Source organism: Tomitella fengzijianii, from assembly GCF_007559025.1.
Classification (GTDB): Bacteria; Actinomycetota; Actinomycetes; order Mycobacteriales; family Mycobacteriaceae; genus Tomitella; species Tomitella fengzijianii.
The window spans coordinates 3,390,631-3,413,277 of the sequence record NZ_CP041765.1 but is presented as its reverse complement, the minus strand read 5'-3'; the positions used below and the strand labels follow the sequence as shown (position 1 = coordinate 3,413,277).

General features: G+C 70.5%; 19 protein-coding genes and 1 tRNA gene. 15 read left to right on the top strand and 5 right to left on the bottom strand.

The window, feature by feature from the left end; genetic code table 11:
* Window positions 1–5: 5 nt before the first annotated feature.
* A complete protein-coding gene (locus tag FO059_RS15550) occupies window positions 6–1,748 on the bottom strand; it encodes a sulfatase-like hydrolase/transferase (protein ID WP_143909881.1) in 1,743 nt (580 codons plus the stop codon).
* 306 nt (window positions 1,749–2,054) lie between these two features.
* Here FO059_RS15550 and FO059_RS18475 point away from each other — a divergent pair, with 306 nt between their 5' ends.
* From FO059_RS18475 to FO059_RS15540, 3 genes are all read left to right on the top strand, one after another.
* Entirely contained in the window at window positions 2,055–2,201 is a 147-nt protein-coding gene (locus tag FO059_RS18475) for a hypothetical protein (RefSeq protein ID WP_158726353.1), read from the top strand.
* Between the two features lie 136 nt (window positions 2,202–2,337).
* A complete protein-coding gene (locus tag FO059_RS15545) occupies window positions 2,338–2,862 on the top strand; it encodes a hypothetical protein (protein WP_233266655.1) in 525 nt (174 codons plus the stop codon).
* On the top strand, window positions 2,859–3,446 hold the full coding sequence (locus FO059_RS15540) for a hypothetical protein (RefSeq protein ID WP_143909880.1): 588 nt from the start codon (window positions 2,859–2,861) through the stop codon (window positions 3,444–3,446). Before FO059_RS15545 ends, FO059_RS15540 begins: the two co-directional genes overlap by 4 nt.
* Window positions 3,447–3,553: 107 nt before the next feature.
* Here FO059_RS15540 and FO059_RS15535 read toward each other — a convergent pair.
* Window positions 3,554–3,624: transfer RNA gene (locus tag FO059_RS15535), tRNA-Gly, on the bottom strand.
* Between the two features lie 135 nt (window positions 3,625–3,759).
* On the opposite strand from FO059_RS15535, the gene dcd reads away from it, so the two are divergent.
* The gene (gene dcd, locus FO059_RS15530) at window positions 3,760–4,326 is read left to right on the top strand and encodes a dCTP deaminase (RefSeq protein ID WP_143909879.1); all 567 of its coding nucleotides are present in this window, start codon (window positions 3,760–3,762) and stop codon (window positions 4,324–4,326) included.
* Window positions 4,327–4,630: 304 nt separating this feature from the next.
* A complete protein-coding gene (locus tag FO059_RS15525) occupies window positions 4,631–5,890 on the top strand; it encodes a hypothetical protein (RefSeq protein ID WP_143909878.1) in 1,260 nt (419 codons plus the stop codon).
* Window positions 5,891–5,935: 45 nt separating this feature from the next.
* Here FO059_RS15525 and FO059_RS15520 read toward each other — a convergent pair whose 3' ends face one another.
* Window positions 5,936–7,195: a pyridoxal phosphate-dependent aminotransferase gene (locus tag FO059_RS15520; protein ID WP_372497860.1), complete on the bottom strand. Its 1,260-nt coding sequence runs from the start codon at window positions 7,193–7,195 to the stop codon at window positions 5,936–5,938.
* 272 nt (window positions 7,196–7,467) lie between these two features.
* Here FO059_RS15520 and FO059_RS15515 point away from each other — a divergent pair, with 272 nt between their 5' ends.
* A complete protein-coding gene (locus tag FO059_RS15515; protein WP_143909877.1) occupies window positions 7,468–8,127 on the top strand; it encodes a DedA family protein in 660 nt (219 codons plus the stop codon).
* Window positions 8,117–9,832 (top strand): alpha/beta hydrolase, encoded by a 1,716-nt coding sequence (locus tag FO059_RS15510; RefSeq protein WP_233266654.1) that lies wholly within the window; start codon window positions 8,117–8,119, stop codon window positions 9,830–9,832. Before FO059_RS15515 ends, FO059_RS15510 begins: the two co-directional genes overlap by 11 nt.
* A 19-nt stretch (window positions 9,833–9,851) precedes the next feature.
* Here FO059_RS15510 and FO059_RS15505 read toward each other — a convergent pair whose 3' ends face one another.
* Window positions 9,852–10,574 (bottom strand): SIMPL domain-containing protein, encoded by a 723-nt coding sequence (locus FO059_RS15505; protein WP_143909876.1) that lies wholly within the window; start codon window positions 10,572–10,574, stop codon window positions 9,852–9,854.
* Window positions 10,575–10,858: 284 nt separating this feature from the next.
* On the opposite strand from FO059_RS15505, the gene FO059_RS15500 reads away from it, so the two are divergent.
* From FO059_RS15500 to FO059_RS15485, 4 genes are all read left to right on the top strand, one after another.
* Entirely contained in the window at window positions 10,859–11,830 is a 972-nt protein-coding gene (locus FO059_RS15500) for an ATP-binding cassette domain-containing protein (RefSeq protein WP_143909875.1), read from the top strand.
* Window positions 11,827–12,549 carry a hypothetical protein gene (locus FO059_RS15495; protein WP_143909874.1) on the top strand — a complete coding sequence of 241 codons (723 nt, stop codon included), beginning with the start codon at window positions 11,827–11,829 and terminating at the stop codon, window positions 12,547–12,549. Before FO059_RS15500 ends, FO059_RS15495 begins: the two co-directional genes overlap by 4 nt.
* Before the next feature lie 88 nt (window positions 12,550–12,637).
* Entirely contained in the window at window positions 12,638–14,011 is a 1,374-nt protein-coding gene (locus FO059_RS15490) for a sensor histidine kinase (protein WP_143909873.1), read from the top strand.
* Window positions 14,008–14,679, top strand: coding sequence for a response regulator transcription factor (locus FO059_RS15485; protein ID WP_143909872.1), 672 nt, complete (start codon window positions 14,008–14,010; stop codon window positions 14,677–14,679). The genes FO059_RS15490 and FO059_RS15485 overlap by 4 nt, the downstream gene beginning before the upstream one ends.
* Before the next feature lie 72 nt (window positions 14,680–14,751).
* Here FO059_RS15485 and FO059_RS15480 read toward each other — a convergent pair whose 3' ends face one another.
* Window positions 14,752–18,090: a (Fe-S)-binding protein gene (locus FO059_RS15480; protein WP_143909871.1), complete on the bottom strand. Its 3,339-nt coding sequence runs from the start codon at window positions 18,088–18,090 to the stop codon at window positions 14,752–14,754.
* Window positions 18,091–18,696: 606 nt separating this feature from the next.
* Between FO059_RS15480 and FO059_RS18470 the strand changes: the two genes are divergently transcribed.
* The 4 genes from FO059_RS18470 to grpE all read left to right on the top strand — a co-directional run bounded on the left by FO059_RS18470 (window position 18,697) and on the right by grpE (window position 22,605).
* Window positions 18,697–18,993 carry a hypothetical protein gene (locus FO059_RS18470; protein WP_158726350.1) on the top strand — a complete coding sequence of 99 codons (297 nt, stop codon included), beginning with the start codon at window positions 18,697–18,699 and terminating at the stop codon, window positions 18,991–18,993.
* Between the two features lie 140 nt (window positions 18,994–19,133).
* A complete protein-coding gene (locus FO059_RS15470) occupies window positions 19,134–19,532 on the top strand; it encodes a hypothetical protein (protein ID WP_143909869.1) in 399 nt (132 codons plus the stop codon).
* A gap of 539 nt (window positions 19,533–20,071) precedes the next feature.
* Window positions 20,072–21,919 carry a molecular chaperone DnaK gene (gene dnaK, locus FO059_RS15465; RefSeq protein WP_143909868.1) on the top strand — a complete coding sequence of 616 codons (1,848 nt, stop codon included), beginning with the start codon at window positions 20,072–20,074 and terminating at the stop codon, window positions 21,917–21,919.
* The gene (gene grpE / locus FO059_RS15460; protein WP_143909867.1) at window positions 21,916–22,605 is read left to right on the top strand and encodes a nucleotide exchange factor GrpE; all 690 of its coding nucleotides are present in this window, start codon (window positions 21,916–21,918) and stop codon (window positions 22,603–22,605) included. Before dnaK ends, grpE begins: the two co-directional genes overlap by 4 nt.
* Window positions 22,606–22,647: the final 42 nt, after the last annotated feature.

The window sequence follows — 22,647 nt, the reverse complement described above, 5'->3', positions numbered from 1 at the left end:
CGTGTTCACGACACCGAGAGCGGCGGAAGGTCCGGCAGCACGGACCCGGGCGGCATCTCGGGCAGCGGCGGCACCGCGGGCATTCCGGCGGGCGTGGTGCCCTTCTCCGCCATGACGGAGACCAGCCTGGCGAGCATCTCGACGAACATGTCCGGCCTGAACTGGCCCGGGGCGAACGGGTCCGCGAGGTTTTCGAGCTCCAGCGGGTCGGCCGCCATGTCGTACATCTCGAACACCGGCGGCTCCTGCCATGCCGGGTCGAAGTACATCGAGAACTTGCGCGTCTGCTCACGGATGGTGCGCAGGTGGTTCGGCTGCTGCACCGTTGTCTGGCCGTCGGGCTGGCCGATGTTGTCGTCGTCGAAGGTGTAGTGGAGGACGTCCTGCACCGACGCGGTGGGCGACGCGGGGTGGGCGACCGCGTCGTCGATGATCGGCGAGAGGTCGACGCCGCGGAAGGCGAACCCGCTTCGCGCGTCGGCGGGGACGTCGGCGATGGTCGCGAGGGTCGGCATCACGTCGACCAGGCTCGACAGCGCCCCGGTCGTCACCGCGGACGGGAACAGCCGCGGATTGCTGACGACCAGCGGCACCAGCATCGTCTCCTCGTAGGCGTTGAAGACCTTCTGCCGCATGCCGCCGTGCGACATGCCCATCTCGCCGTGGTCGGCCAGGCGGATGATGATCGTGTCGTCGCGCAGGCCGTTGGCCTCGACCGCGTCGATGACCGCCCCGATGTGCGCGTCCACCACCTTCTGCACGTAGGCGTAGAAGTTGGCGTAATTCCGCGCGCGGTCGTCGCCGATGAGCGGGCCCAGCCCGATCTGCGAAGCCAGGTTGACCTGCGTCTGCGCGCGCGGCTTGTGGTTGAGCGCGAGGACCTCGCGGAACGTCGGCGGCAGCTCGATGCCCATCTCGAAGCAGCCGGGCGCGGCATCACGGTAGTTGGTGCCGCCGTCCGGCATCTCCTGGTCCCACGTCTGCGGGTAGGCGAGGATGTCGTGCGGGTTGGCGAAGCTGGCGATGAGGGCGAACGGCCGGTCGGCGTCGGTCTGCACGGTGTTGAGGAACTCGACCGCCTCGTCGGCGTACTGCTGGTCGATGTTGGCGGTGCCGCCGCCGAAGTGCTCGGGCGCGATGTCCTGGCCGGCCTCGGGCGGCTGCCACCCGTGGAACCCGAACCCCTCGATGTCCTCGGTGGAGGGATCGTATCCGTCGGCGCCCTTGCTCATGTGCCACTTGCCCCGGTAGTGCACGTTGTAGCCGGCGGCGGACAGCAGGCGGGCCATGTTGGGTGTGTCCGGGGAGAGCACCGGCTCCGCAGGCGACAGGGTGCCGCCCGAGGTCAGCGTGCGGAACACCCCGTGCTGGGCGGGGAAGACGCCGGTGAACAGGGTGCTGCGGCTGGGCGAGCACATCGTCGAGTTGCACGCGTTGTGGATGAACGACAGGCCGGTGTCCACCAGCCGCTGGCGCTGCGGGAGGTTCTCCGCCGACCAGCCCGCGGGCCAGTAGATGGGCTGGCGCTCCTGGTCGGTCAGGATGATGACGATGTTGGGGCGCTTGCGCACCGCGCCGCCGCCGACCGCGCCGCCGCCGACTGCGGCGCCGGCGCTCGGGGTGGTTCCGGGGAGCAGCGACGAGCCCAGGGTGGCACCGGCGCCGGCGGCGAGCAGGAGTCCCGCGCCGCCGAGGAAGCTGCGGCGCGGGAAGTCCGAGAGGGGGTGATCGGGTGAGTCGGGCGCCATCGAGGGCCTGCCTTCTTTGGGGTACGGCGCCGGGGCGCGGCCGTGACCCAGCGGTGAACGAAGGCGCGGGGCGGCGGTCGGCCAGGGCATTGACGCTGAGGATAGAGGTCGTATGACCTCCGCATGTGCGGAATCGCAATAAGTTGAACGGGTCGCACGATCCAGTGCTGACGTACGGCGGGATCACGCGTGGTCCCGGACGGGGCGGGGTGCGTCCACGGTGTCCGGGGTCGGCACGCCGTGCGGGCGGCGGTTCCGTATCGTTCTGTGCAGTCGCTGTTGCGGTGCTGTGAGGAGATGATGAGTGTGAACGCCGAAGAACTGAAGGCCGAGCTGAACCCCTACGACCCGCCGTCGAAGCCGCAGGCCTTCGTCTGGGCCGGGATCATCGGCGTGCTGGTGGTCCTCGCGATCGTGCTGAGCGTGCTGTACGGCTGGGGGACGTTCGACTAGGACGTCGACGCCGCGGGGCGGCCGGCCGGTGGGTTTCGGCCGGTCGCCGAGTCCGCGGCCGGTCGCCGCGCGCGGGCCGGTGGACCCGCCGCGGCGGACTGCCGAATCCGGAGTCCAGGGCTGGCAGGATGATCGCATGACCGAGCTTGGACCGTGGGGCGAAGAGTGCTTCGTGTGGCGGATTCCGCAGTCCGGGTTGGGGTCCGGGACCGGATCCGGGCGGGTGAGCGGCCCCGGCTTCGCCCCGCCGGCGGCGTGGTGGCGCGCCCTCGAGGCTGTCGCCCGCGATCTGCGCTGCCTGCGCGACGGGCGGGACGTGGACGTCGATCAGCTGGATTGGCGCCTTTCCGTGCATGACGACTACTTCGTGTCGATCGGGTGGGAGAGCGGACGGTTGGTCGGCGGATTCGGCGGCCGCACGGGGCTGACGATGGACGCCTCGTATGGTGAGGCCGCGGTGCGGACGGCCGAATCCGTGCAGGACCACCTCGCCGGATACGAGTTCGTGCAGTGGCCCAGCCGGGGGCGCCACCTGCTGGCTCCCCGCCTGCACGGCTCGCTGCCCTTCTGGTTTGACCCGCACGGTGACGTGACGGTCGCGCCGATCGGCGAACTCTGCGAGCCCGCTGGTCGGTGTCCCGCAGCCGAGGCGTCCACGTGAGCATCACACGGATGGAGGACCTGTCTCCGGCGCAGTGGATCGCGGATCGCACAGAGGCGTGGGACCGCCTGGTCTCCCGTGGCCCGTTCTGCTTCGACTGGTACGCGCGCCTGCGGCTCATCCCGGATCCGATAGTGAACGGGCAGCGCGAGAGCGAAGCATCGGTGAGCCCCGGTGCTCTGAGCGACGACGAACAGATCGGTGTCGTGCTGTCGGAGCTCGCCCGCTTCACCGGCACGCCCGGCGACTGCTATTTCCTCGTCTGGGAGGGATGGCCCTGCTTTCGCGCGGACGATCCCACGCCGAGGCTGGTGATTCCGAACCGGAACTACTTCCTCTTTCACGGTGCTCTCGCGGATGCGGAGAGCTGGGACGGCCGGATGGAGGAGTTGCTGGGCACCGTGGAAGCTCCCGCGCCGGCGTTCGTCTGGCCGGCCGACCGCGCCTGGTGCGTCACGTGCGACATCGACTCGCACTTCGCTTCGATCGGCGGTTCAGCGGACGCGATCGACGCGGTGCTGGCGCTCTCGGATGTGGACGTGGTCGGCGACGATCCCAGCGTGGAGCCACCGCGCTACCACTGACCGGGCAGCGCTCTGGGGCACGATGGGGCACGTTCGTGGCAGGAAAGCCGCGTTCCGGCTGCAGTTGAGGAGATCAGGGCGGGTGAAAAGGTGCCCTGACCAGTGAGAGCCGATGACGGGAATCGAACCCGCGTATTCAGCTTGGGAAGCTGATGTTCTACCATTGAACTACATCGGCATCTAGGCGATTTCTGCCACGTGACCAGCGTAAACGCATGAATCACACGGCTGCGTTGCCTGCAGGGACAGACTCTAGCAGATCCCCCGCGGAGCCCGTCCGCACCACCCCTCCGGCCCCCGTTAGGCTGTGCGGGTGCTGCTCTCCGACCGCGATATCCGCGCCGCGCTCGACTCCGGTCGGCTCGGCATCGAGCCCTATGACGACGCGCTGGTGCAGCCGTCGAGCGTGGATGTCCGGCTGGACGAGTTCTTCCGCGTCTTCAACAACACCCGGTACACCCACATCGACCCGGCGCAGCAGCAGGACGAGCTGACCACGCTCGTGGCCCCGGGCGACGGCGAGCCGTTCGTCCTGCATCCGGGCGAGTTCGTGCTGGGCGCCACCATGGAGTGCTGCACGCTGCCCGACGATCTCGCCGGGCGCCTCGAGGGCAAGTCGAGCCTGGGCCGGCTGGGGTTGCTGACCCACTCGACGGCCGGGTTCATCGACCCCGGCTTCTCCGGTCACATCACGCTGGAGTTGTCCAACGTGGCGAACCTGCCGATCACCCTGTGGCCGGGCATGAAGATCGGCCAGCTGTGCCTGCTGCGGCTGACCAGCCCGTCCGAGAACCCCTACGGCAGCGCGTCCGTCGGCTCCAAGTACCAGGGCCAGCGCGGCCCGACGCCGTCGCGCGCGTACCTGAACTTCCGCCGCTGACGTCGCGCCCGCCGCGGTACCACAGGGGCCCGGCGCCGCGCCGACACGTTGAAGACCAGGTGTTTCGCTACATCGCCGAGCCGTGTCCTCGCAGCGCAAGTATGGTGGCGGGGGAATTGTTCGGCGCGTCGGGACGCCTGTCACCAGGCCGGCCGTCGCTTGGGAGAAGGCCCCGCGCGGGAGACCGATCGCCGGAGGTGCAGGACAGGCCCGTCCGGCAGGCGAGGGGCCGGCGTGGACGGAGGGCACTGTGGATCGGTCGGAACGTGACAGCGGCCAGGCGCGTGCATCCGGCGAGTCCCGGATGAGTGCCATCCTCGGCGTCAGCATCAACGGCGACGATGTCCGCATGGCCCTCGCGGACGCGCCCATGTCCGGCGATCCGGCGGTGTACGGCGGCCGCGCCGTCCGCAAGCGCTCGGTGGAGATGCTCGACGCGGCGCGCCTGCTCAACGACGTCCCCTCCTACGGCACGCCGGAGGAGCAGGTGGCCTATGCGCTGCGGCCGTTGCTGGCCGGTCGTGCCGGTGAGGGCGCGGCTGCGTCGCGGATCGACCGCACCATCCGCTCGGTGGTGTTCGCCTACCACGACGCGGACCAGGCCAAGCGCATCACGATGGGCACCGACGCCGCAGGGCTCACCCACTACAGCCTGATGCCCACGCCCGTCGCCGCACTCGCCGAGCTGATGGCGACCCGGCAGGTGGGCTTCGCACGGCACGTCGCGGTGTGCAATGTGGATTCGTGGCGCTACAGCTGCGGCATCGTCGACGCCGACGGCGCGATGGTGGAGGAGATCCAGCGCATCTCCACCGACAAGCTCGCGGCCGCGGACGTGGACGTGCTCGAGGGCGTCGCGATGGTCGTCGATGCCGCGCAGCAGCTCAGCGGCGTGATGGCGGACCTGGTCGTGCTGGTGGGCGAGCGCATCCATGAGCAGTTCGACGCCGAGGTGGTCGAGCGCGAGCTGGGGCTCCCGGTGATCATCCCCGGAGGGCCGGAATCGGTTGTGGCGCGGGGCGCCTCGCTGCTGCCCAGCCGGGAGGCCGTCGGGGCGTCGGGTTCCGCCTCGGACGGCGACTGGGCGCCGGTGGCGGAGCGCTCCAGGCGCGGGCCGGACTGGACGTCGTCGGCGGCCGCCGTCGCGGGCATAGTGGGGCTGGTGCTGCTGGCGGGTCTCGCCGTCGGGGCCGTCGCTGCGAGCGGGGTGCTGGCAGGGGACGACACCGCGTCCGGCCCCCAGACTTCCCAGTTGCCCACGTCGCCTGCCGCGCCCTCGCCGGCATCGACGACGAAGGCGCCGGAGGTTCCCTCGCCTCGGCCGGTGACCACCGAGGCGCCCGCGCCCCCGCCGCCGGTGACGCAGCAGGCGCCGGCGCCACCGCCCCCGCCTCCCGCTCCTGAGCCGCCCCCGCCGCCGGTGACGGAGCAGGAGCCGCCGGCGCCGCCCCCTGTGCAGCAGGCTCCGCAGCCGCCCGTCCAGCAGGCGCCCGCGCCGCCCCCGCCGTTGGAGATCAACATCCCGGGTCTGCCGCCCATAGAGATCCCGCTGCCCGGGGCCTGATCGGCGACCGGGCAGAGGAGGAGGAGCGGCGCCTGCCGGGGCCGACTACTGCGAGTAGCCGGCCAGGAAGTTGCCCAGCCGCTCGATGGCCACCGACAGGTCGCGGGCCCAGGGCAGGGTGACGATGCGCAGGTGGTCCGGGTGCGGCCAGTTGAAGCCGGTGCCCTGGGTGACCAGGATCTTCTCGCTGGTCAGCAGGTCGTGCACCAGCTGCTCGTCGTCGTGGATCTCGTGCACTTCCGGGTCCAGCCGCGGGAACGCGTACAACGCGCCCTTGGGTGCCACGCACGAGACGCCGGGGATGGCGTTGAGGCCGCTGACGGCCGCGTCGCGCTGTTCCAGCAGCCGCCCGCCGGGGAGGATCAGGTCGTTCACACTCTGGTACCCGCCCAGTGCCACCTGGATCGCGTGCTGCGCAGGCACGTTGGGGCACAGGCGCGTGGAGGCCAGCAGGTTGACGCCCTCGAGGAACCCCGTGGCGTGGCCTTTGGGCCCGGTGACCGCCAGCCAGCCGGCGCGGTAGCCGGCCACCCGGTAGGTCTTCGACAGCCCGTTGAACGTGAGGCACAGCATGTCCGGGGCCAGCGACGCCAGCGAGGTGTGCTTGGCGTCGTCGTAGAGGATGCGGTCGTAGATCTCGTCCGCCAGCAGCAGCAGCCGGTGCTTGCGCGCCAGCTCGACGAGCTGCTCGAGCACCTCGCGCGAATAGACCGCGCCGGTGGGGTTGTTGGGGTTGATCACCAGTAGCGCCTTGGTGCGCGGGGTGATCTTTGATTCCAGGTCTTCGATGTCCGGCTGCCAGCCGTTGTCCTCGTCGCACAGGTAGTGCACCGGGGTGCCCCCGGCAAGCGAGGTCATCGCCGTCCACAACGGGTAGTCGGGCGCCGGGATCAGCACCTCGTCGCCGTCGTCCAGCAGCGCCTGCATGGTGATGGTGATGAGTTCCGAGACGCCGTTGCCCAGGAAGATGTCCTCGACGTCGAGCGGCGGGAAGCCGGGCTCCAGCTCGTAGCGGGTGACGATGGCGCGGCGGGCCGACAGGATGCCCTTGGACTCCGAATAGCCCTGGGCGTAGGGGAGGGCGGCGATCATGTCGCGCATGATCACGTCCGGCGCGTCGAAACCGAACGTGGCCGGATTGCCGATATTGAGCTTGAGGATCCGGTGGCCCTCGGCCTCCATGCGCGCGGCGTGGGCGTGCACCGGTCCACGGATCTCGTAGAGGACGTTCTGGAGCTTCTGCGACTGCTCCAGGGCGCGGTGTGCCGGGTAGTCCAGGGGTGCCGGTGTGGACTCGGGGCGCACGTTGTCTGAGATGCTCACCCGACCATCGTGCCACTGCGGCGGGTGCGGCGTGCGGCGCGGGCGTGCAGTGTGGCCGAGGGCTCGCCTGCGGTGGGCCGCCCCTTCCGCTGACAGGGACCGGCCCGGGGGCGGCCGATCGGCTGCCGGGCCTGTATCCTCACAGGTCGGAATTCTTCTTCGCGGCGCACGCCCGTCGGCCGGCCGCCGCGGGAGGACGATGCCGCCCCCAGCCGGAGCCCGGGGACGGCGGACGATCGGCGGGCGGCACCACCATGACCGAGGTATTCGAGCAGCTGTTGACGCTGAACGGTGCCGTCGTCTACGCGATCGTCGGCGCACTTGTGTTCGCCGAGGTCGCGCTGCTGGTGGGTTTCGTCGTGCCCGGTGAGACGGCGGCGATCGTCGGCGGGGTGCTCGCCAGCCTGGGTCACGCGGAACTGTGGCCGATGGCGGCCGTGGTCGTCGGAGCGGCGGTGCTGGGCGACCTCACCGGATTCGGGGTCGGCCATCTGCTGGGGGACCGCATGGAAGGCCGGCCGATGTCGCCGCGCCGGCGCCGCAGGCGTGAGCAGACCAAGGAGCTGATCGCTCGGCGCGGACCGCTCGCGGTGTTCGTCGGACGCTACATCGCCTTCGTGCGCACGCTGATGCCCACGCTGGCGGGCTCCTCGGGGATGCGGCTGCGCCCGTTCCTGCTCGCCGACGTCGCCGCCGCCGTCACGTGGGGCGCGGCCAACGTCGCCGTCGGCTTCGTCGTGGGCCGCTCCTACAAGGAGGTCGTCCGGTGGCTGGGGGCCGGGTCGGCTGTGGCGCTGACGGTGGTGGTCGTCGCGGCCGCGGCGGTGTGGCTCGTCCGGCGCCGGCGGCGCGCGGCGGGTGCCGATACCGCCCCCGCGGCGGTCGACAGTCCAGAATCATCGTGTGACCACTGAGCAGACGACGCCGGACGGCCGCGACGACACGGACGGCCACAGCATCGCCGAACCGGTCGACGACCGTTCCCACCGCACCCGCATCTGGTTCGCTGGAGCCCCCTACCTGGGCCTCGTCGGGGCGCTGCTGTTCTTCTGGGCATCGCTCACGCCCACCCTGCTCCCGCGTGGGCCGCTCTTCCAAGGCGTCGTGTCCGGCGGCTCCGCGGCCATCGGCTACGGCATCGGCATCCTCGTCGCCCTGTTCCTGCGGTGGCTGCTGGAGTGGGAGCCGCCCCGCCTTGTGCAGCGGATCGCGTGGTGGGCGCTGCCCGTGGTGGCCGTCGGCGGCACGACGTCGATCCTCGTATGGTTCGCGCACTGGCAGTCGCATCTGCGCACCATCATGTCCGCAGATGCGTTGCGGTGGTGGGCGTACCCGCTGACGCTGGCGATCGCGGTGCTGGTGTGGGCGGCGATCGTCGTGGTCTGCCGCGGGTTCCGGTGGCTCTCGCGGCTGCTCACCCGGCTGGGCCGCGGGTTCCTGCCCCGCCGTGTCGCCGCCGTCGTCGGCGTCGTACTGGCCGGTTTGCTGGTGGTGACCCTGGCCAACGGCGTGCTCGCGAATTGGCTGATGTCCGGGCTCAACTCCAGCTTCAGCGCCATCAACGACGAGAACGAGGCGGACAACGCCCCGCCGGACACGCCCCTGCGGTCCGGCAGCGCCGAGTCGCTGGTCACCTGGGACTCGCTGGGGCGGCTGGGCCGGAGGTTCGTCTCCGACGGTCCGACGGTCGAGCAGATCGAGCGCTTCACCGACCGGCCCGCCGTCGAGCCGATCCGCGTCTACGCGGGCCTCGCCTCCACCGACGGCGGCGTCGTCGAGCGGGCGCAGCGCGTGGTGGACGAGCTCGAGCGCACCGGGGCCCTGGACCGGGAGGTGATCGCCGTCGCGAACACCACCGGCAGCGGGTGGATCAACGAGGCGTCGTCCACGTCGCTGGAGTACATGTTCGGCGGGGACACGGCCATCGCGAGCATGCAGTACTCCTACCTGCCCAGCTGGTTGTCGTTCATCGCCGACCAGAGCCGCGCCCAGCAGGCCGGCCAGGCGCTGTTCCGGGCCATCGCAGCCGAGGTGCAGTCGCGCCCCGAGGATCAACGTCCGCGGCTGGTGACCTTCGGGGAGAGCCTCGGCTCGTTCTCCGGCGAGTCGGCCTTCTCCGGCGACCTGGACCTGGCCGCGCAGACCGACGGCGCGCTGTTCGTGGGCCCCACCAGCAACAACGAGCTGTGGCGCCGGTTCACAGCGCAGCGTGACGAGGGCTCGCCGGAGTGGCTGCCGATCTACCGCGAGGGCCTGACGGTGCGCTTCGTCTCCGACGCCGAGGACCTGAAGCGACCCGAAACCCCGTGGGAGGGGACGCGGGTGGTGTACCTGCAGCACGCGTCCGACCCGATCACGTGGTGGAACCCGGACACGCTGCTCTCCGAACCCGACTGGCTCGACGAGCCGCGTGGCGACGCGGTGCTGCCGTCCGCGCAGTGGTACCCCATCATCACCTTCCTGCAGCTCAGTGCCGACATGGCGGTGGGGACGGACGTGCCGGACGGATTCGGGCACACCTACGTGGCCGACTACGCCGACGCGTGGGCCGCCATCCTCCAGCCGCCGCAGTGGACCGACGACGACACGCGGCGATTGCGGAAGGTGCTGGCGGAGTAAGGGTCTCAGGCTTCCGGCGTCACCCGACGTCGTAGACCACGTCCACCTTCACCGTCACATCCTGCGAGCCGGGCTCCACGGGGGTCGCGGCCGCGGACCTGTCGGCCAGCCCGAGCGGCTGCGGCGGGCCGGACTGCGCGGCCACCTCGGAGATCGACCGGACGCCGCCCAGGTCCACGCCGGCCGCCTCCGCGATCTGCTTCGCCTGCTCCTGCGCCTGCGTGACGGCCTCGGCGCGGGCCTGGGCACGCAGGTCGCTGTCATCGGAGATGGAGAAGCTGGTCTGCCGCACGCGGATCGCGTCGCCCGCAGCGCCGGCGGCCGCGTCGATGAGCGGGCCCGCCTTGCTGATGTCGTGCACCGTGGCCGTCACCTCGTTGGTCACCTGGTAGCCGGTGATCTGCTGGTCGGGGCCGTGCTGCGGGCGCAGGTTCAGGTTGCTGGTCTTGATGTCCTCCGCCGCGATGCCCTTGCCCTTGAGCAGGTCGATCACCGTGTTCGCCTTGTCCGCGTTGTCGGTGAGCGCGGCGTTCGCCGAGGCGGCCTGCGTCTGCACCGCCAGCACCACCGTCACCGTGTCGGGGGTGCCGCTGACGGTGCCTGCGGCTTGGGTGCTGATGCCGGGGGCGGGCGCGTCCGGCCCTGCCGACGGTGCGGTGCCGGACGAGCTCGAGCAGCCGGCGGCGAGCAGGGCGGCGGAGGCGGCGAGGGCGCAGGCGACGGAACGGGAACGTGTACGCATCACTCCATGGTGGCTGATATTGCGTGGGCCCGGGCGGTGTCCGGGGCCGGATGGGCGCGAATCGTGGGGCGACCAAGCAGATACTGCGCGTCTGGGGGTCTGTTGGTGCAGTTCTTGCTTGGTCGGCGGGGCGGGGATGCGTGCGGCGGCCGTCCCACCGGAGTAGGACGGCCGGCCCGTGGAATTCCCCCCGCGCTCCGACGCGCTCGCGGCGCACCGGCGACAAGGTGGAGTGCATACCGCCCGGCGACGTCCGCCGGGACCGAAAGACGGAGGTGTGCACGATGATCGAAGTGGAGGGGCTCTCCCGCCGGTACGGGGAGACCATGGCCGTGGACTCGCTGAGCTTCACCGCGGAGGACGGACTGGTCACCGGTTTCGTCGGCCCCAACGGCGCGGGCAAGTCCACGACGCTGCGGATCCTCCTGGGGCTGGAGCGCCCGGACGGCGGCAGCGCCTGCATCGATGGCCACCCCTATGGTGCGCTCGACAGGCCGATGAGCAGGGTCGGGGCGCTTCTCGACGCCGGGTGGGTGCATCCGGGCCGCAGCGCCCGCGCGCACCTGCGCTGGCTGTCGCAGGTGGGTCGAATCGATGCCGACCGGGTGGACACGGTGCTGACCAGAGTGGGGCTCGACGGTGTCGCGGACCGGCGGGTGGGCGGCTACTCGCTGGGAATGAGGCAACGGCTGGGGCTCGCGGGTGCGCTGTTGGGGGAACCCGCGCACCTGGTGCTCGACGAACCGCTCAACGGGCTCGACCCGGACGGCGTGCACTGGATGCGCCGGTTCATCCGCCACTACGCCGAGTGCGGCAACGCGGTGCTCGTGTCCAGCCATCTGCTTTCCGAAATGTCCCTGACTGCCGATCGCCTCGTCGTCATAGGCCGCGGCAGCCTCATCGGGCAGTACGACACCGACGAGTTCGTGCGGTCCATGAGCGCGACCTCGATCCGCGTCCGCGTGGACCGGCCGGAGGTGTTGCGTGACGCGGCCTGCACCAGGGGATGGGCGGTGGAGGCGACCGGTGCAGGGGCGCTGGCGCTGTCGGATCCGGCCGGTGGCCTGGACACGCCGTCGGTGGGCCGGGTCTGCTTCGCGGCGGGGCTGCGCGTCGATGAGCTCACCGAGGTCCGCGGCTCGTTGGAGGACGCATTCCTCGCGGCCACCGGCGATGTTCTCGACTACCGCAGTCCGGAGACGGGGCACGCGGTGGACGCGCCGCCGGCCGCGGTGCGGACGGAGGCGGCAGGATGATCGCCAACGTGCACGGCGAATGGACGAAGACGATCACCACCCGAGCCCCGTTGGCGACCGCGCTGCTGGCGTTCGCCGCTCTCGCGGGCGTGGGTGTCGTGCGGACCCTCACCGCAGACGGAACGTTGTCGGCGACACAGCTGCTGGAGGGCGCCAGCACCGGCCTGCTCGTCGTGCTGGCGTTGGGCACTGTCGCGGCGACAGCCGAACACTCCCACGGGACGTATGCGATGACGCTTCTCGCCGATGCGGGCAAGGTGCGCTTCTTCCTTGCGAAGGCCTGTGCGTTGGCCGGGATGTGCGCTGGTGCAGCGGCTCTGGGTGCGACGGTGCTGTCCCTCGTCGGGGCAGCGGCGCCGAACGTCGAATTCGAATGGGCGGCGGGCGATATCCGGCCGGTATGGGTCGTGGTGCCGCTGTGGGCGCTGTGCGGGGTGATCGGCGTCTCTGTCGGCACTCTGGTGCGGCGTACGGCCCCCGCCGTGGCGCTCGTCGTCTTGTGGCCGGCTGCGCTGGAGCCGCTGGCGGCAGGGATTCCCGGCATTGGGGACAGGATCGCTCCGTGGCTTCCGTTCCGCAATGCGGTCGAGCTCTATCAGCCGGGATCGCTTCCTGCGGATCTCGCGCATGGGCCGTGGACCGCGTTCGCGGTGGTCGCCGTATTCACCGTCGTGCTCGCCGCTGCCGCGGCGAGCGTGGATGCGCTGCGGAACCGGTGAGCACGCAGCGGCCCGGCGGAATGCGGCGCCAGGAGTGCGACGACGGCAGCGCGTCGACCTGGGTAATCCGCATTATCCTGAGGAAGCGATGACAGTGACACCTCTGGACCCCGAGTCGGCGAACGGTCGCCGCCGGGTGCTCGCGGTCGACGCCGTGCTCGCCGCGGTGCTGCTGATCGCCACGCTCTTCCTCACTGCGGCGCAACAGTCGAGCAGCAGGGGAACCGTCGCGCTGGTGCTGGCGTCGTGCGCGGTGGGCTCGTTGGCTCTGCGCCGTCTCCGGCCCGACGCGACGGTCGCCGTCATCGGCGTCTGCGGGGCCGCCGTGCTGGGGTTGTACCTGGCGGAGTCGGACGGGGCGGCGACCGATGAGTACAGCGGCGCCGCGCAGGGGATGCTGCTGGCGACGCTCGCGGGGCTGTATGCGGTCTCCGCGTACGGGCGCCCCCGCACGGCACTCGTCACACTCGGTGCCGCGTTGGCCGGCGGCCTGACCTTCACGGTGGCGTCCATACCGGCCGGCGAGGATCGGATCCGGCTCATCGCGATGAACGTCGTGGTCGTCGGAGTCCTCCTCACCGGGGTCTGGTCGATGGGGCGCGTACGGCGCGGCAGGCTGCGGGAAGTCCGGATCCTCGCCGAACGCAACCGGGCGTTGCAGGCGGAGAAGGATGTGTCGGAGGAGCGCGCGGCGGCGGCGGAACGCAACCGGATCGCCCGCGAGATGCACGACATCGTGGCGCACTCGTTGTCCGCGGTCATCGCGCAGGCGGACGGGGGACGCTATGCGGCCGTCGCCGATCCAGAGGCGGGCCGACGAGCGCTGGAGGTCGTCGCCGCGACTTCCCGCGACGCGCTGACCGACATGCGCGGCCTGCTCGGCGTTCTGCGCGGGGACGAGTCGGACGACGGCCGCGCGCCGCTGGGGGTGCGGGACATTCCGGCGCTCGTCGACGCCGAACGCGTTCACAGGGCCGACGTGGCGCTCACCGAGTCCGCGGATCCCGGGCACCTGCCGCCCTCGCTGGGACTGGCGGTGTATCGGATCGTGCAGGAGGCACTCACTAATGGGCGCGTGCACGGAGCACCCGGCAACAGGACCCGGGTGTCCGTGTCGGGGGAGGGCGGGCTCCTCACTGTGACCGTCGAGGACACGGCACCGGCGGGGTGGGCGTCGCGGACGTCGCCGATCCCACGCGGCGGCCGCGGCATCCTGGGCATGCGGGAGCGTGCCGCAATCCATGGCGGCACGCTCGAGGCGCGTAGGACGCCCGACGGTTTCCGGGTGACAGCGGTGATACCGATCCCGGAGGAGCATGCTTCGCGACCGGAATCCGCCGCCGGTGTCGGCGAGGAGGGAGTCGGCATGGAAGGCGTCGGTGAGGAAAGAATCGGCGTGGAGGACACAGTGGATGGCGCGGGCAGCAGCCGGGCCGCCACGCGAAGGCCGGAGGGGCGATGACGATCAGGGTGGCGGTGGTCGACGACCAGCAGCTGGTGCGCGCGGGCTTCGCGATGGTCATCGACTCCCAGCCGGACATGGCGGTGGCGTGGCAGGCGGGCGACGGGCGGGAGGCGCTGGGCCGGTTGTCCGCGGACCCCGTCGACATCGTGATCATGGACGTGCAGATGCCGAGGCTTGACGGCATCGAGGCCACGCGGCGGGCGCTCGCAGCGGATCCGGCGCCCCGCGTCATCGTCCTGACCACCTTCGACATCGACCGGTACGTGCTCGACGCGATCACGGCCGGTGCGTCGGGGTTTCTCCTCAAGGACACCGATCCTGAGCAACTGCTGGCGTCGATCCGGACTGTCGCCGGCGGCGATGCGACGCTGTCCGCCCGCTCCACCCGCAGGCTCCTCGACCACGTCCGACGGGGGCTCGGTACGGGCTCCACGCCGGAGCCGGCGCTGGTGGAGGATCTGACCGCGCGGGAGGCCGAGTTCCTGCGCCACATGGCATTGGGGCTCAACAACGGCGAGCTGGCGGAACGGCTGTTCGTCTCCGAGGCCACAGTGAAGACGCATGTGGGCCGGATCCTCGCCAAGACCGGGAGCAGGGATCGAGTGCAGGCGGTGCTCACCGCGTTCCGGGCGGGACTGGTGACTGCGGCGGACTTGCGGGGCTGAGGCCGCCGAAACGACGGATCCCCGCCGCGGACCAGTGCGGTCCGGCGACGGGGATCCGGTCGTGCTGTCAGCTCAGCGCTTGCCCGGGGGCTTCGCACCGCCCTGCATGCCGAGGCCCTTCGGCTTGACGCTCAACGTCGGCTTGTCGTCGTCCGAAGCCTGCTTCTCCGGCGCCTTCTCCACCTGCGCCTTCTCCACCTGCGCCTTCTCCACCTGCGCCTTCTCCACCTGCGCCTTCTCCACCTGCGCCTTCTCCGCCGGCGCCTTCTCCACCTGCGCCTTCTCCGCCGGCGCCTTCTCCACCTGCGCCTTCTCCGCCGGCGCCTCGGAGGTCGCCTCTTGTTCGGGCGCGGCCTGCGGCTCCGGTACGCCCTCGGCCGGCTTCGCGGCGGGCTTCGGCGCGCCTGCCTTAGGCGCACCCGGCTTCTTGGCGCCCGGGGCCATCGCGGCCCCGGCCAGCCCGAGGCCCTTGGGCTTGACGCTCAGGCCCGCGGGCTTGGCGGGAGCCTCGGTGGCCTCCTGCGTCGGCTCCTCGGCCTCAGGCGCCTTCGCAGCCTCGGGGGATTCAGCCTCGGGCGCCGTGGGTGCGGCGGCCTTCGGGGCGCCCGGCTTCTTGGCGCCGGGTGCCTTGGCCGCGCCTGCCATGCCGAGTCCCTTGACCGCGGGCTTGGGCGCGGCCGGGGCCTCGGTGGCCTCGGACGCTGCGGCTGCCTCGGGTGCCTTGGGTGCGGCGGCCTTCGGGGCGCCCGGCTTCTTGGCGCCGGGTGCCTTGGCCGCGCCTGCCATGCCGAGCCCCTTCGCCGCGGGCTTGGGTGCTGCGGGCGCCTCGGTGGCCTCGGACTCCGGAGCAGGCTGCTCGGCAGGCTTCGGCGCACCGGGCTTCTTGGCGCCGGGTGCCTTGGCCGCGCCCGCCATGCCGAGCCCCTTCGCCGCGGGCTTGGGTGCTCCACCGGGCGCGGGTGCCCCTCCGCCGGGCTTCTTGGCGCCGGGTGCCTTGCCCGCACCCGCCATGCCGAGCCCCTTGACCGCGGGCTTGGGCGCGGCGCCGGACGAACCGCTGCCCGAGGAACCGCTGCCGCCGGTGGACGGCGGGCCCGCGGGCTTCTCCGGCGCCTCGGCGGGAGCCTCCTTGAGCGCGGTGGCGGTTCCGGCGCCGGCCGCAGCGGCGGCCGGCTTCTCACGCACCGGCGAGCTGACGTTGACGGTGGCGCCGCCGCGGCGCACGCCGTCGAGCAGCACCTGCGCCACATCCACCACCTCTACGCCCTGCGCCTTGTCCTCCTGCGCGGTGACGCCGTCGGCCATCATCACCTTGCAGAACGGGCAGGCGGTGACGACCTTCTTGGGCTGGGTGGTCAGCGCCTCCTCGACGCGCTCGATGTTGATGCGCTTGCCGATGTTCTCTTCCATCCACATGCGCGCACCACCCGCGCCGCAGCACAGGGAACGCTCGGCGTGCCGGGGCATCTCACTGAGCTTGGCGCTGGAGCCGATGAGCTCGCGCGGCGCGTCGTAGACCTTGTTGTGGCGGCCCAGGAAGCACGGGTCGTGGTAGGTGGTGTTCTCCGGGGACGGGTCGGCCACCGGGGTCAGGCGCTTGTCCCGCACCAGACGGTTGAGCAGCTGCGTGTGGTGCACCACCTCGTACTCGCCGCCCAGCTCCGGGTACTCGTTGGTGAGCGTGTTGAAGCAGTGCGCGCAGGTGGAGACGATCTTGCGCTTCTTGCGCGGCAGGTCGCCGAACACCTCGCCCAGCGTGTCGATGTTCTGCATGGCCAGCTGCTGGAAGATCAGCTCGTTGCCGGCGCGCCGGGCGGGATCGCCGGTGCACGTCTCGCCGTCGCCCAGCACCATGAACTTCACCGCGGCGATGTTGAGCAGTTCGGCGACGGCCTTGGTGGTCTTCTTGGCGCGGTCCTCGTAGGCGCCGGCGCAGCCGACCCAGAACAGGTACTCGAAGTCGTCGAAGGAGTCGACGTCCTTGCCGTAGACGGGCACGTCGAACTCCAGCTCGGAGATCCAGTTCATGCGGTCCTTGGCGTTCTGGCCCCAGGGGTTGCCCTTGTTCTCGAGGTTCTTGAACAGGCCGGCCAGCTCGGACGGGAACTCCGATTCGATCAGCACCTGGTAGCGCCGCATGTCCACGATGTGGTCGACGTGCTCGATGTCCACCGGGCACTGCTCGACGCACGCGCCGCAGTTCGTGCACGCCCACAGGGCTTCCATGTCGAAGACCGGCTGCGGCTCGCCCTCGGCGTAGGAGCCGACGAGCGGGCGCTCGGCCTCGGCGCGCGCGGACTCCGGGATCTTCGCCAGCGCGGCCTCGTCGGCGTTGCCCTCGGCGTCGACCAGTCCGATCTCCTCGCCGCCCATGTCCTTGCCGCCGCCGGCGAGCAGGTACGGGGCCTTGGCGTAGCCGTGGTCGCGGAGCGACATGACCATGAGCTTGGGGCTCAGCGGCTTGCCGGTGTTCCAGGCGGGGCACTGGCTCTGGCATCGCCCGCACTCGGTACAGGTGGTGAAATCCAGCCAGCCCTTCCAGGAGAAGTCCTCGACCTTGCCGGCGCCGAACGCGTCGACCTCCGGGTCGGCCTCCTCGAGCTCGAGCACCTTGCCGCCGGACATCATCGGCTTGACCGCGCCCAGCGCGTTGGCGCCGTCGTCCTCGCGCTTGAAGTAGATGTTGAAGAACGCCGCGAAACGGTGCCAGGCGACGCCCCAGGTGACGAAGTAGCCGACGACGGCCAGCCAGATCATGCCGGAGAGCAGCTTGACCACGGCCGCCCAGCTGACGGCGGTCTCGTCGATGCCGGTGAACAGCTGCGCGAAGTAGTGGGTGAAGAACGACGTCCAGATGGGCGGGTTCTCGCCGCCGCTGGCGATCTTGAACGTCTTCACGAAGATCATGCCCAGGCCCTCGATGAGCACGACCCACTCGACGAAGTAGGCGGCCTTGAAGTCGGAGCCGGTGAACCGGGACAGCCGTGAGGGCACCCGGGGGTGGTTGATCTGGCGGATCACCATCAGCACGATGACGCCGATGACGGTGCCCAGGCCCAGGACCTCGCTCCACAGCTGCCAGATGTTCCAGGATCCGAAGACGGGCCAGTGGAAGTGCGGGTCGAACGATTCGCCGTACGCCTCGAACCACAGCAGCGCGCCGCCGAGGAAGCCGATCATCACGAACCAGTGGGCGATGCCGACGGTCCGGTTCTTGAGCATCTTGGTGTGCGCCAGGAACTCGACGATCACCTGTTTGACGCGCGGAACGACCGGGGTGTTGCGGGTGCGGTCCGGCTGGCCGAGCGCGATGGTCTTGACCATGCGCCACACGCCGGAGGCGAACATCACCCAGCACGCGAGGCTGATCACCGTCGCGACGGTGCCCAGCGTGATGGTCAGGGCGTTCATACGGGTCCCTTCTTCGGGGCTGCTTCGTGTGGGTCGCCGCCACTCGCCTGCCCGTCGGCGTCGCGCGATGCGTGCGCGTCCGGGTGCGTCGTGCGCGGTGGCGGCAACCCGTCGGCCTCGCGTCGGATGATACCGGCTCTCGCGGTCGACTTGTTACTCGCCGGTAACCGATGTGCGGGATACGTCGGCGGGGCCCTGCGCATGTGCCGGTCAGCTCTCGCTGCCGCCCAGCTCAGGGCAGCACTGTGCCAGTCTCGGAACTTACACGGGGCCGCCGGTGGTCGCGGCGGTAAGGGTAGGCAAAACCGTGCGGGCGGGCCCGTGTGTCACTCGGGTCCTGCCGCGCGCTGCTCGATTCGCCTGCCCTTGTACCGGGAACACCCGTATGCGCGCAATGTGTAGTGGGTTACAATTCTACGGCGGTGAGTTCGGGTCACGTTCCAGCGGGCGGTGTCCGCGAAGCGATGGTGGATTCTCCTCGGGGTTCCTGCGGGTTTTCGGTGATTCCCTGGTGGGTTCTCGTTCGATTCGTCGTCGGCCGGGTCCGTGACCTGCCGGGTCGGGGTTGTTGTGGTGCCGCAGATTGCTGACGACAGGAGATGCTCGATGAAGAGGATGCGGTTTGTCGCCGCGCCGGTGGCGGCGGTGGCGCTGGCGGTTTCCGGCGTGGGGGTGGGCGTGGCGAACGCCGGGCCGCTCGATGCCATCGGTAACGGCATCGGCTCGGGGATGGGCATCGGGGGCTCCATCGGCGGTGTCGCCGGCCAGCTGATGGGTTCGGCCGACGGTGACATCGCGCTGTACAAGGACGTTCCCGGCGTGCTGTTGAAGCTGATCGGCGGATCGGTGGGCCTGGCGATGGGGCTGACCCCGGGGCTGGAGCTGCCGGGCATGCCCTTCTAGGGGGCACGGTGCCCGGTCCGACGGGGCCGGGCGAGGGGGTGCTGATACGACCGCCGCGGACGTCGCGACGGACCCTTCGAACGCAGGCGGCATGGAATGTCGCGGCGATCGGACGCTAGTACTCAAAACGGAGGAAGAAAATGAAGCGTAGTAGCAGGTATGTGGTGGCGCCCCTCGCGGCCGTGGCGCTCGCCGCCGGCTCCGCGGTCGGCATGGCCGGCGCCGCGAGCGCCGCTCCGGCCCCGCCGGCACCGAACCTGGACGCATTCGTCCAGCAACTCGGCACCAACACCGCGATCGGCACGTTCGCGGGGACGGCGGGCGGGGCTGCGCTGGGTTGCGCCGTGGGCGCTGGCGTTCTCGGCGGCGCCGGATCGCTCGCCGTTCCGGGGGCCGGTAGCGCTTCCGGGTCGACCACGGGTTGCCTCGTCGGCGGCGGGATCAACCTCGTCACCGGCGCCGGCATCGGCGGCGTCCTGGGCACGATCATCGGCGGCGCGACGGCCCTTCCGGCGCTGTTCGCCCCGCCCGCGCCCTGATCGGCGGCTATTGGCGACGTGTGCTGATCGGCCCCGGCATCGCGGTTCCCGCGGTGCCGGGGCCGAGTCGTCCGCTGAGTTGTCCGCCGAGTCGTCTGAAGGGGCCGGTTGCGGGGCGGGCGGCTGCTGGTGCCCACCCGGTATCTCCACGCCGCGCGCCGATTGCCACGCCGCGCGCCGATTGCCACGACACGCCGGGGCAATCCGCGCGCGGGTCGGTGATTGGCGCGCGGGTCGGTAGTCGGCGCGCGGATCGGTCAGGCACGCGCGTGGAGTCCCGGCACTGTGACGTCCGGCACTACGCGAGCCATCCGGAATGAACAGCGCCGGCTCCTGGTTGAGCCTGATGACAAACCTGAGCGTGAAAGACTCAATCTGACTTGACGGCGAGGGCTCGTTGAGGCACTGTTGAGTGTGAAGTGCTCAATACGCTGCTCATGCTGCTGCGCCGCTCCATTGCGGTGCAGCGGGTTGCGTGGGATGCGCGCAGGGTTTGACGGCAATTGATCACGACCAACGTCAACATCAGGAGGAACATCATGGCTCGTGCGGTCGGTATCGACCTCGGGACCACCAACTCGGTCGTCTCCGTACTGGAGGGCGGCGAGCCCGTCGTCGTCGCCAACGCCGAGGGCTCGCGGACCACGCCGTCCGTCGTCGCCTTCGCCAAGAACGGTGAGGTGCTCGTCGGCCAGCCGGCGAAGAACCAGGCCGTCACCAACGTCGATCGCACTGTGCGTTCGGTCAAGCGCCACATCGGTACCGACTGGACCACCGCCATCGACGACAAGAAGTACACCCCCCAGGAGATCAGCGCCCGCACGCTGATGAAGCTCAAGCGTGACGCGGAGGCCTACCTGGGCGAGGACATCACGGACGCGGTCATCACCGTGCCCGCCTACTTCGAGGACAGCCAGCGTCAGGCCACCAAGGAGGCCGGCCAGATCGCGGGCCTGAACGTGCTGCGCATCGTCAACGAGCCCACCGCGGCGGCCCTCGCCTACGGGCTCGACAAGGGCGAGAAGGAACAGACCATCCTGGTCTTCGACCTCGGCGGCGGCACCTTCGACGTCTCGCTGCTGGAGATCGGCGACGGCGTCGTCGAGGTCCGTGCCACCTCCGGCGACAACGAGCTCGGCGGTGACGACTGGGACCAGCGCATCGTCGACTGGCTCGTCGAGAAGTTCAAGTCGGCCAACGGCATCGACCTGACCAAGGACAAGATGGCCCTGCAGCGTCTGCGTGAGGCTGCGGAGAAGGCCAAGATCGAGCTGTCGAGCTCGCAGACCACCTCGATCAACCTGCCCTACATCACCGTGGACGCGGACAAGAACCCGCTGTTCCTCGACGAGCAGCTGAGCCGCAGCGAATTCCAGCGGATCACCTCCGACCTGCTCGACCGCACCCGCAAGCCGTTCCAGGCCGTCATCAAGGACGCCGGCATCGCCGTGGGCGACATCGACCACGTCGTGCTGGTGGGCGGTTCCACCCGCATGCCCGCGGTGACGGAGCTGGTCAAGGAGATGACCGGCGGCCAGGACCCCAACAAGGGCGTCAACCCGGACGAGGTCGTCGCCGTGGGCGCCGCGCTGCAGGCCGGCGTGCTCAAGGGTGAGGTCAAGGACGTCCTGCTGCTCGACGTGACCCCGCTGTCGCTGGGCATCGAGACCAAGGGCGGCGTGATGACCAAGCTCATCGAGCGCAACACCACGATCCCCACCAAGCGGTCCGAAACCTTCACCACGGCGGACGACAATCAGCCGTCGGTGCAGATCCAGGTGTTCCAGGGCGAGCGCGAGATCGCCACGCACAACAAGCTGCTCGGGTCGTTCGAGCTGACCGGCATCCCGCCGGCCCCGCGCGGCGTGCCGCAGATCGAGGTCACCTTCGACATCGACGCCAACGGCATCGTGCACGTCACGGCCAAGGACAAGGGCACCGGCAAGGAGAACACGATCAAGATCCAGGACGGCTCCGGCCTGTCCCAGGACGAGATCGACCGGATGGTCAAGGACGCCGAGAAGCACGCTGAGGAGGACAAGCAGCGTCGCGAGGAGGCGGACATCCGCAACCAGGCGGAATCGCTGGTCTACCAGACCGAGAAGTTCATCAAGGACAACGAGGACAAGGTTCCGGCCGACGTCAAGGAGAAGGTGGAGGGCTCGATCCAGGGCGCCAAGGACGCGCTGGCGGGCACCGACATCGCCGTCGTGAAGTCCGCCATCGAGCAGCTCAACACCGACTCGCAGGCGCTGGGGCAGGCGATCTACGACGCGCAGGCCGCTGAGGGCGGTGCGTCGGAGGACGGCGATTCCGCCGGCGGTCAGGACGACGTGGTCGACGCCGAGGTCGTGGACGACGCCGGTAACGATCAGGAGAAGAAGTGACACAGGCGCCGCAGGGCGACGGTGGACGCGCCGCGTCGGACGGGCGCGAGGAGCCCGTCGTCGTGACCGACAACCGCAAGGTCGACCCTGAGACCGGGCAGGCCCGCACCCCGGACTCGGCCGCGCAGGCCGAGCCGGGGGCGGCCGACGGGATCGAGCTTGACCCGGAGGCCGTGGACGGCGAGATCGACGGTGCGGCTCTGCAGGTTGCGGAGCTGACCAACGACCTGCAGCGGCTGCACGCCGAGTACGCCAACTACCGCAAGCGTGAACAGCGCGAGCGGCAGGTGGCCGTCGCCCAGGCGAAGGCCTCGGTGATCGGCGAGCTCCTGGATCTCCTGGACGACCTGGACCGGGCCCGTGACCACGGCGACCTCGACTCGGGCCCGCTCAAGGCCATCGGGGACAAGCTCGTCGGCACTCTCACGGGCCTCGGCCTCGAGGGGTTCGGCGTCGCGGGCGACCCGTTCGACCCGGAAATGCACGAGGCGGTGCAGCACACGGGAGGCGACGACAACCCGGTGCTCGACACGGTGCTGCGCCGCGGATACCGCGTGGGCGACCGGGTCCTGCGTACGGCAATGGTCATCGTCGGCGACGCTCCCGCCGATTCCGCCGGCGAGGACGGCGGCCCGCCCGCCGCCGGGCCGGCGGGCACTGCACCGGGTGAACCGCCCGCGCAGTGAGCGGAAAGCACGACGTTCAGTAAGCGTAGTGACCACAATGAG

What these genes read in the sequence shown, in the direction of transcription:
- FO059_RS15550 (WP_143909881.1), bottom strand. Translation starts at nt 1,748, where the DNA reads ATGGCGCCCGACTCACCCGATCACCCCCTCTCGGACTTCCCGCGCCGC.
- FO059_RS15545 (WP_233266655.1), top strand. Translation starts at nt 2,338, where the DNA reads ATGACCGAGCTTGGACCGTGGGGCGAAGAGTGCTTCGTGTGGCGGATT.
- FO059_RS15525 (WP_143909878.1), top strand. Translation starts at nt 4,631, where the DNA reads ATGAGTGCCATCCTCGGCGTCAGCATCAACGGCGACGATGTCCGCATG.
- FO059_RS15515 (WP_143909877.1), top strand. Translation starts at nt 7,468, where the DNA reads ATGACCGAGGTATTCGAGCAGCTGTTGACGCTGAACGGTGCCGTCGTC.
- FO059_RS15505 (WP_143909876.1), bottom strand. Translation starts at nt 10,574, where the DNA reads ATGCGTACACGTTCCCGTTCCGTCGCCTGCGCCCTCGCCGCCTCCGCC.
- FO059_RS15500 (WP_143909875.1), top strand. Translation starts at nt 10,859, where the DNA reads ATGATCGAAGTGGAGGGGCTCTCCCGCCGGTACGGGGAGACCATGGCC.
- FO059_RS15495 (WP_143909874.1), top strand. Translation starts at nt 11,827, where the DNA reads ATGATCGCCAACGTGCACGGCGAATGGACGAAGACGATCACCACCCGA.
- FO059_RS15490 (WP_143909873.1), top strand. Translation starts at nt 12,638, where the DNA reads ATGACAGTGACACCTCTGGACCCCGAGTCGGCGAACGGTCGCCGCCGG.
- FO059_RS15485 (WP_143909872.1), top strand. Translation starts at nt 14,008, where the DNA reads ATGACGATCAGGGTGGCGGTGGTCGACGACCAGCAGCTGGTGCGCGCG.
- FO059_RS15480 (WP_143909871.1), bottom strand. Translation starts at nt 18,090, where the DNA reads ATGAACGCCCTGACCATCACGCTGGGCACCGTCGCGACGGTGATCAGC.
- FO059_RS18470 (WP_158726350.1), top strand. Translation starts at nt 18,697, where the DNA reads ATGAAGAGGATGCGGTTTGTCGCCGCGCCGGTGGCGGCGGTGGCGCTG.
- FO059_RS15470 (WP_143909869.1), top strand. Translation starts at nt 19,134, where the DNA reads ATGAAGCGTAGTAGCAGGTATGTGGTGGCGCCCCTCGCGGCCGTGGCG.
- dnaK (WP_143909868.1), top strand. Translation starts at nt 20,072, where the DNA reads ATGGCTCGTGCGGTCGGTATCGACCTCGGGACCACCAACTCGGTCGTC.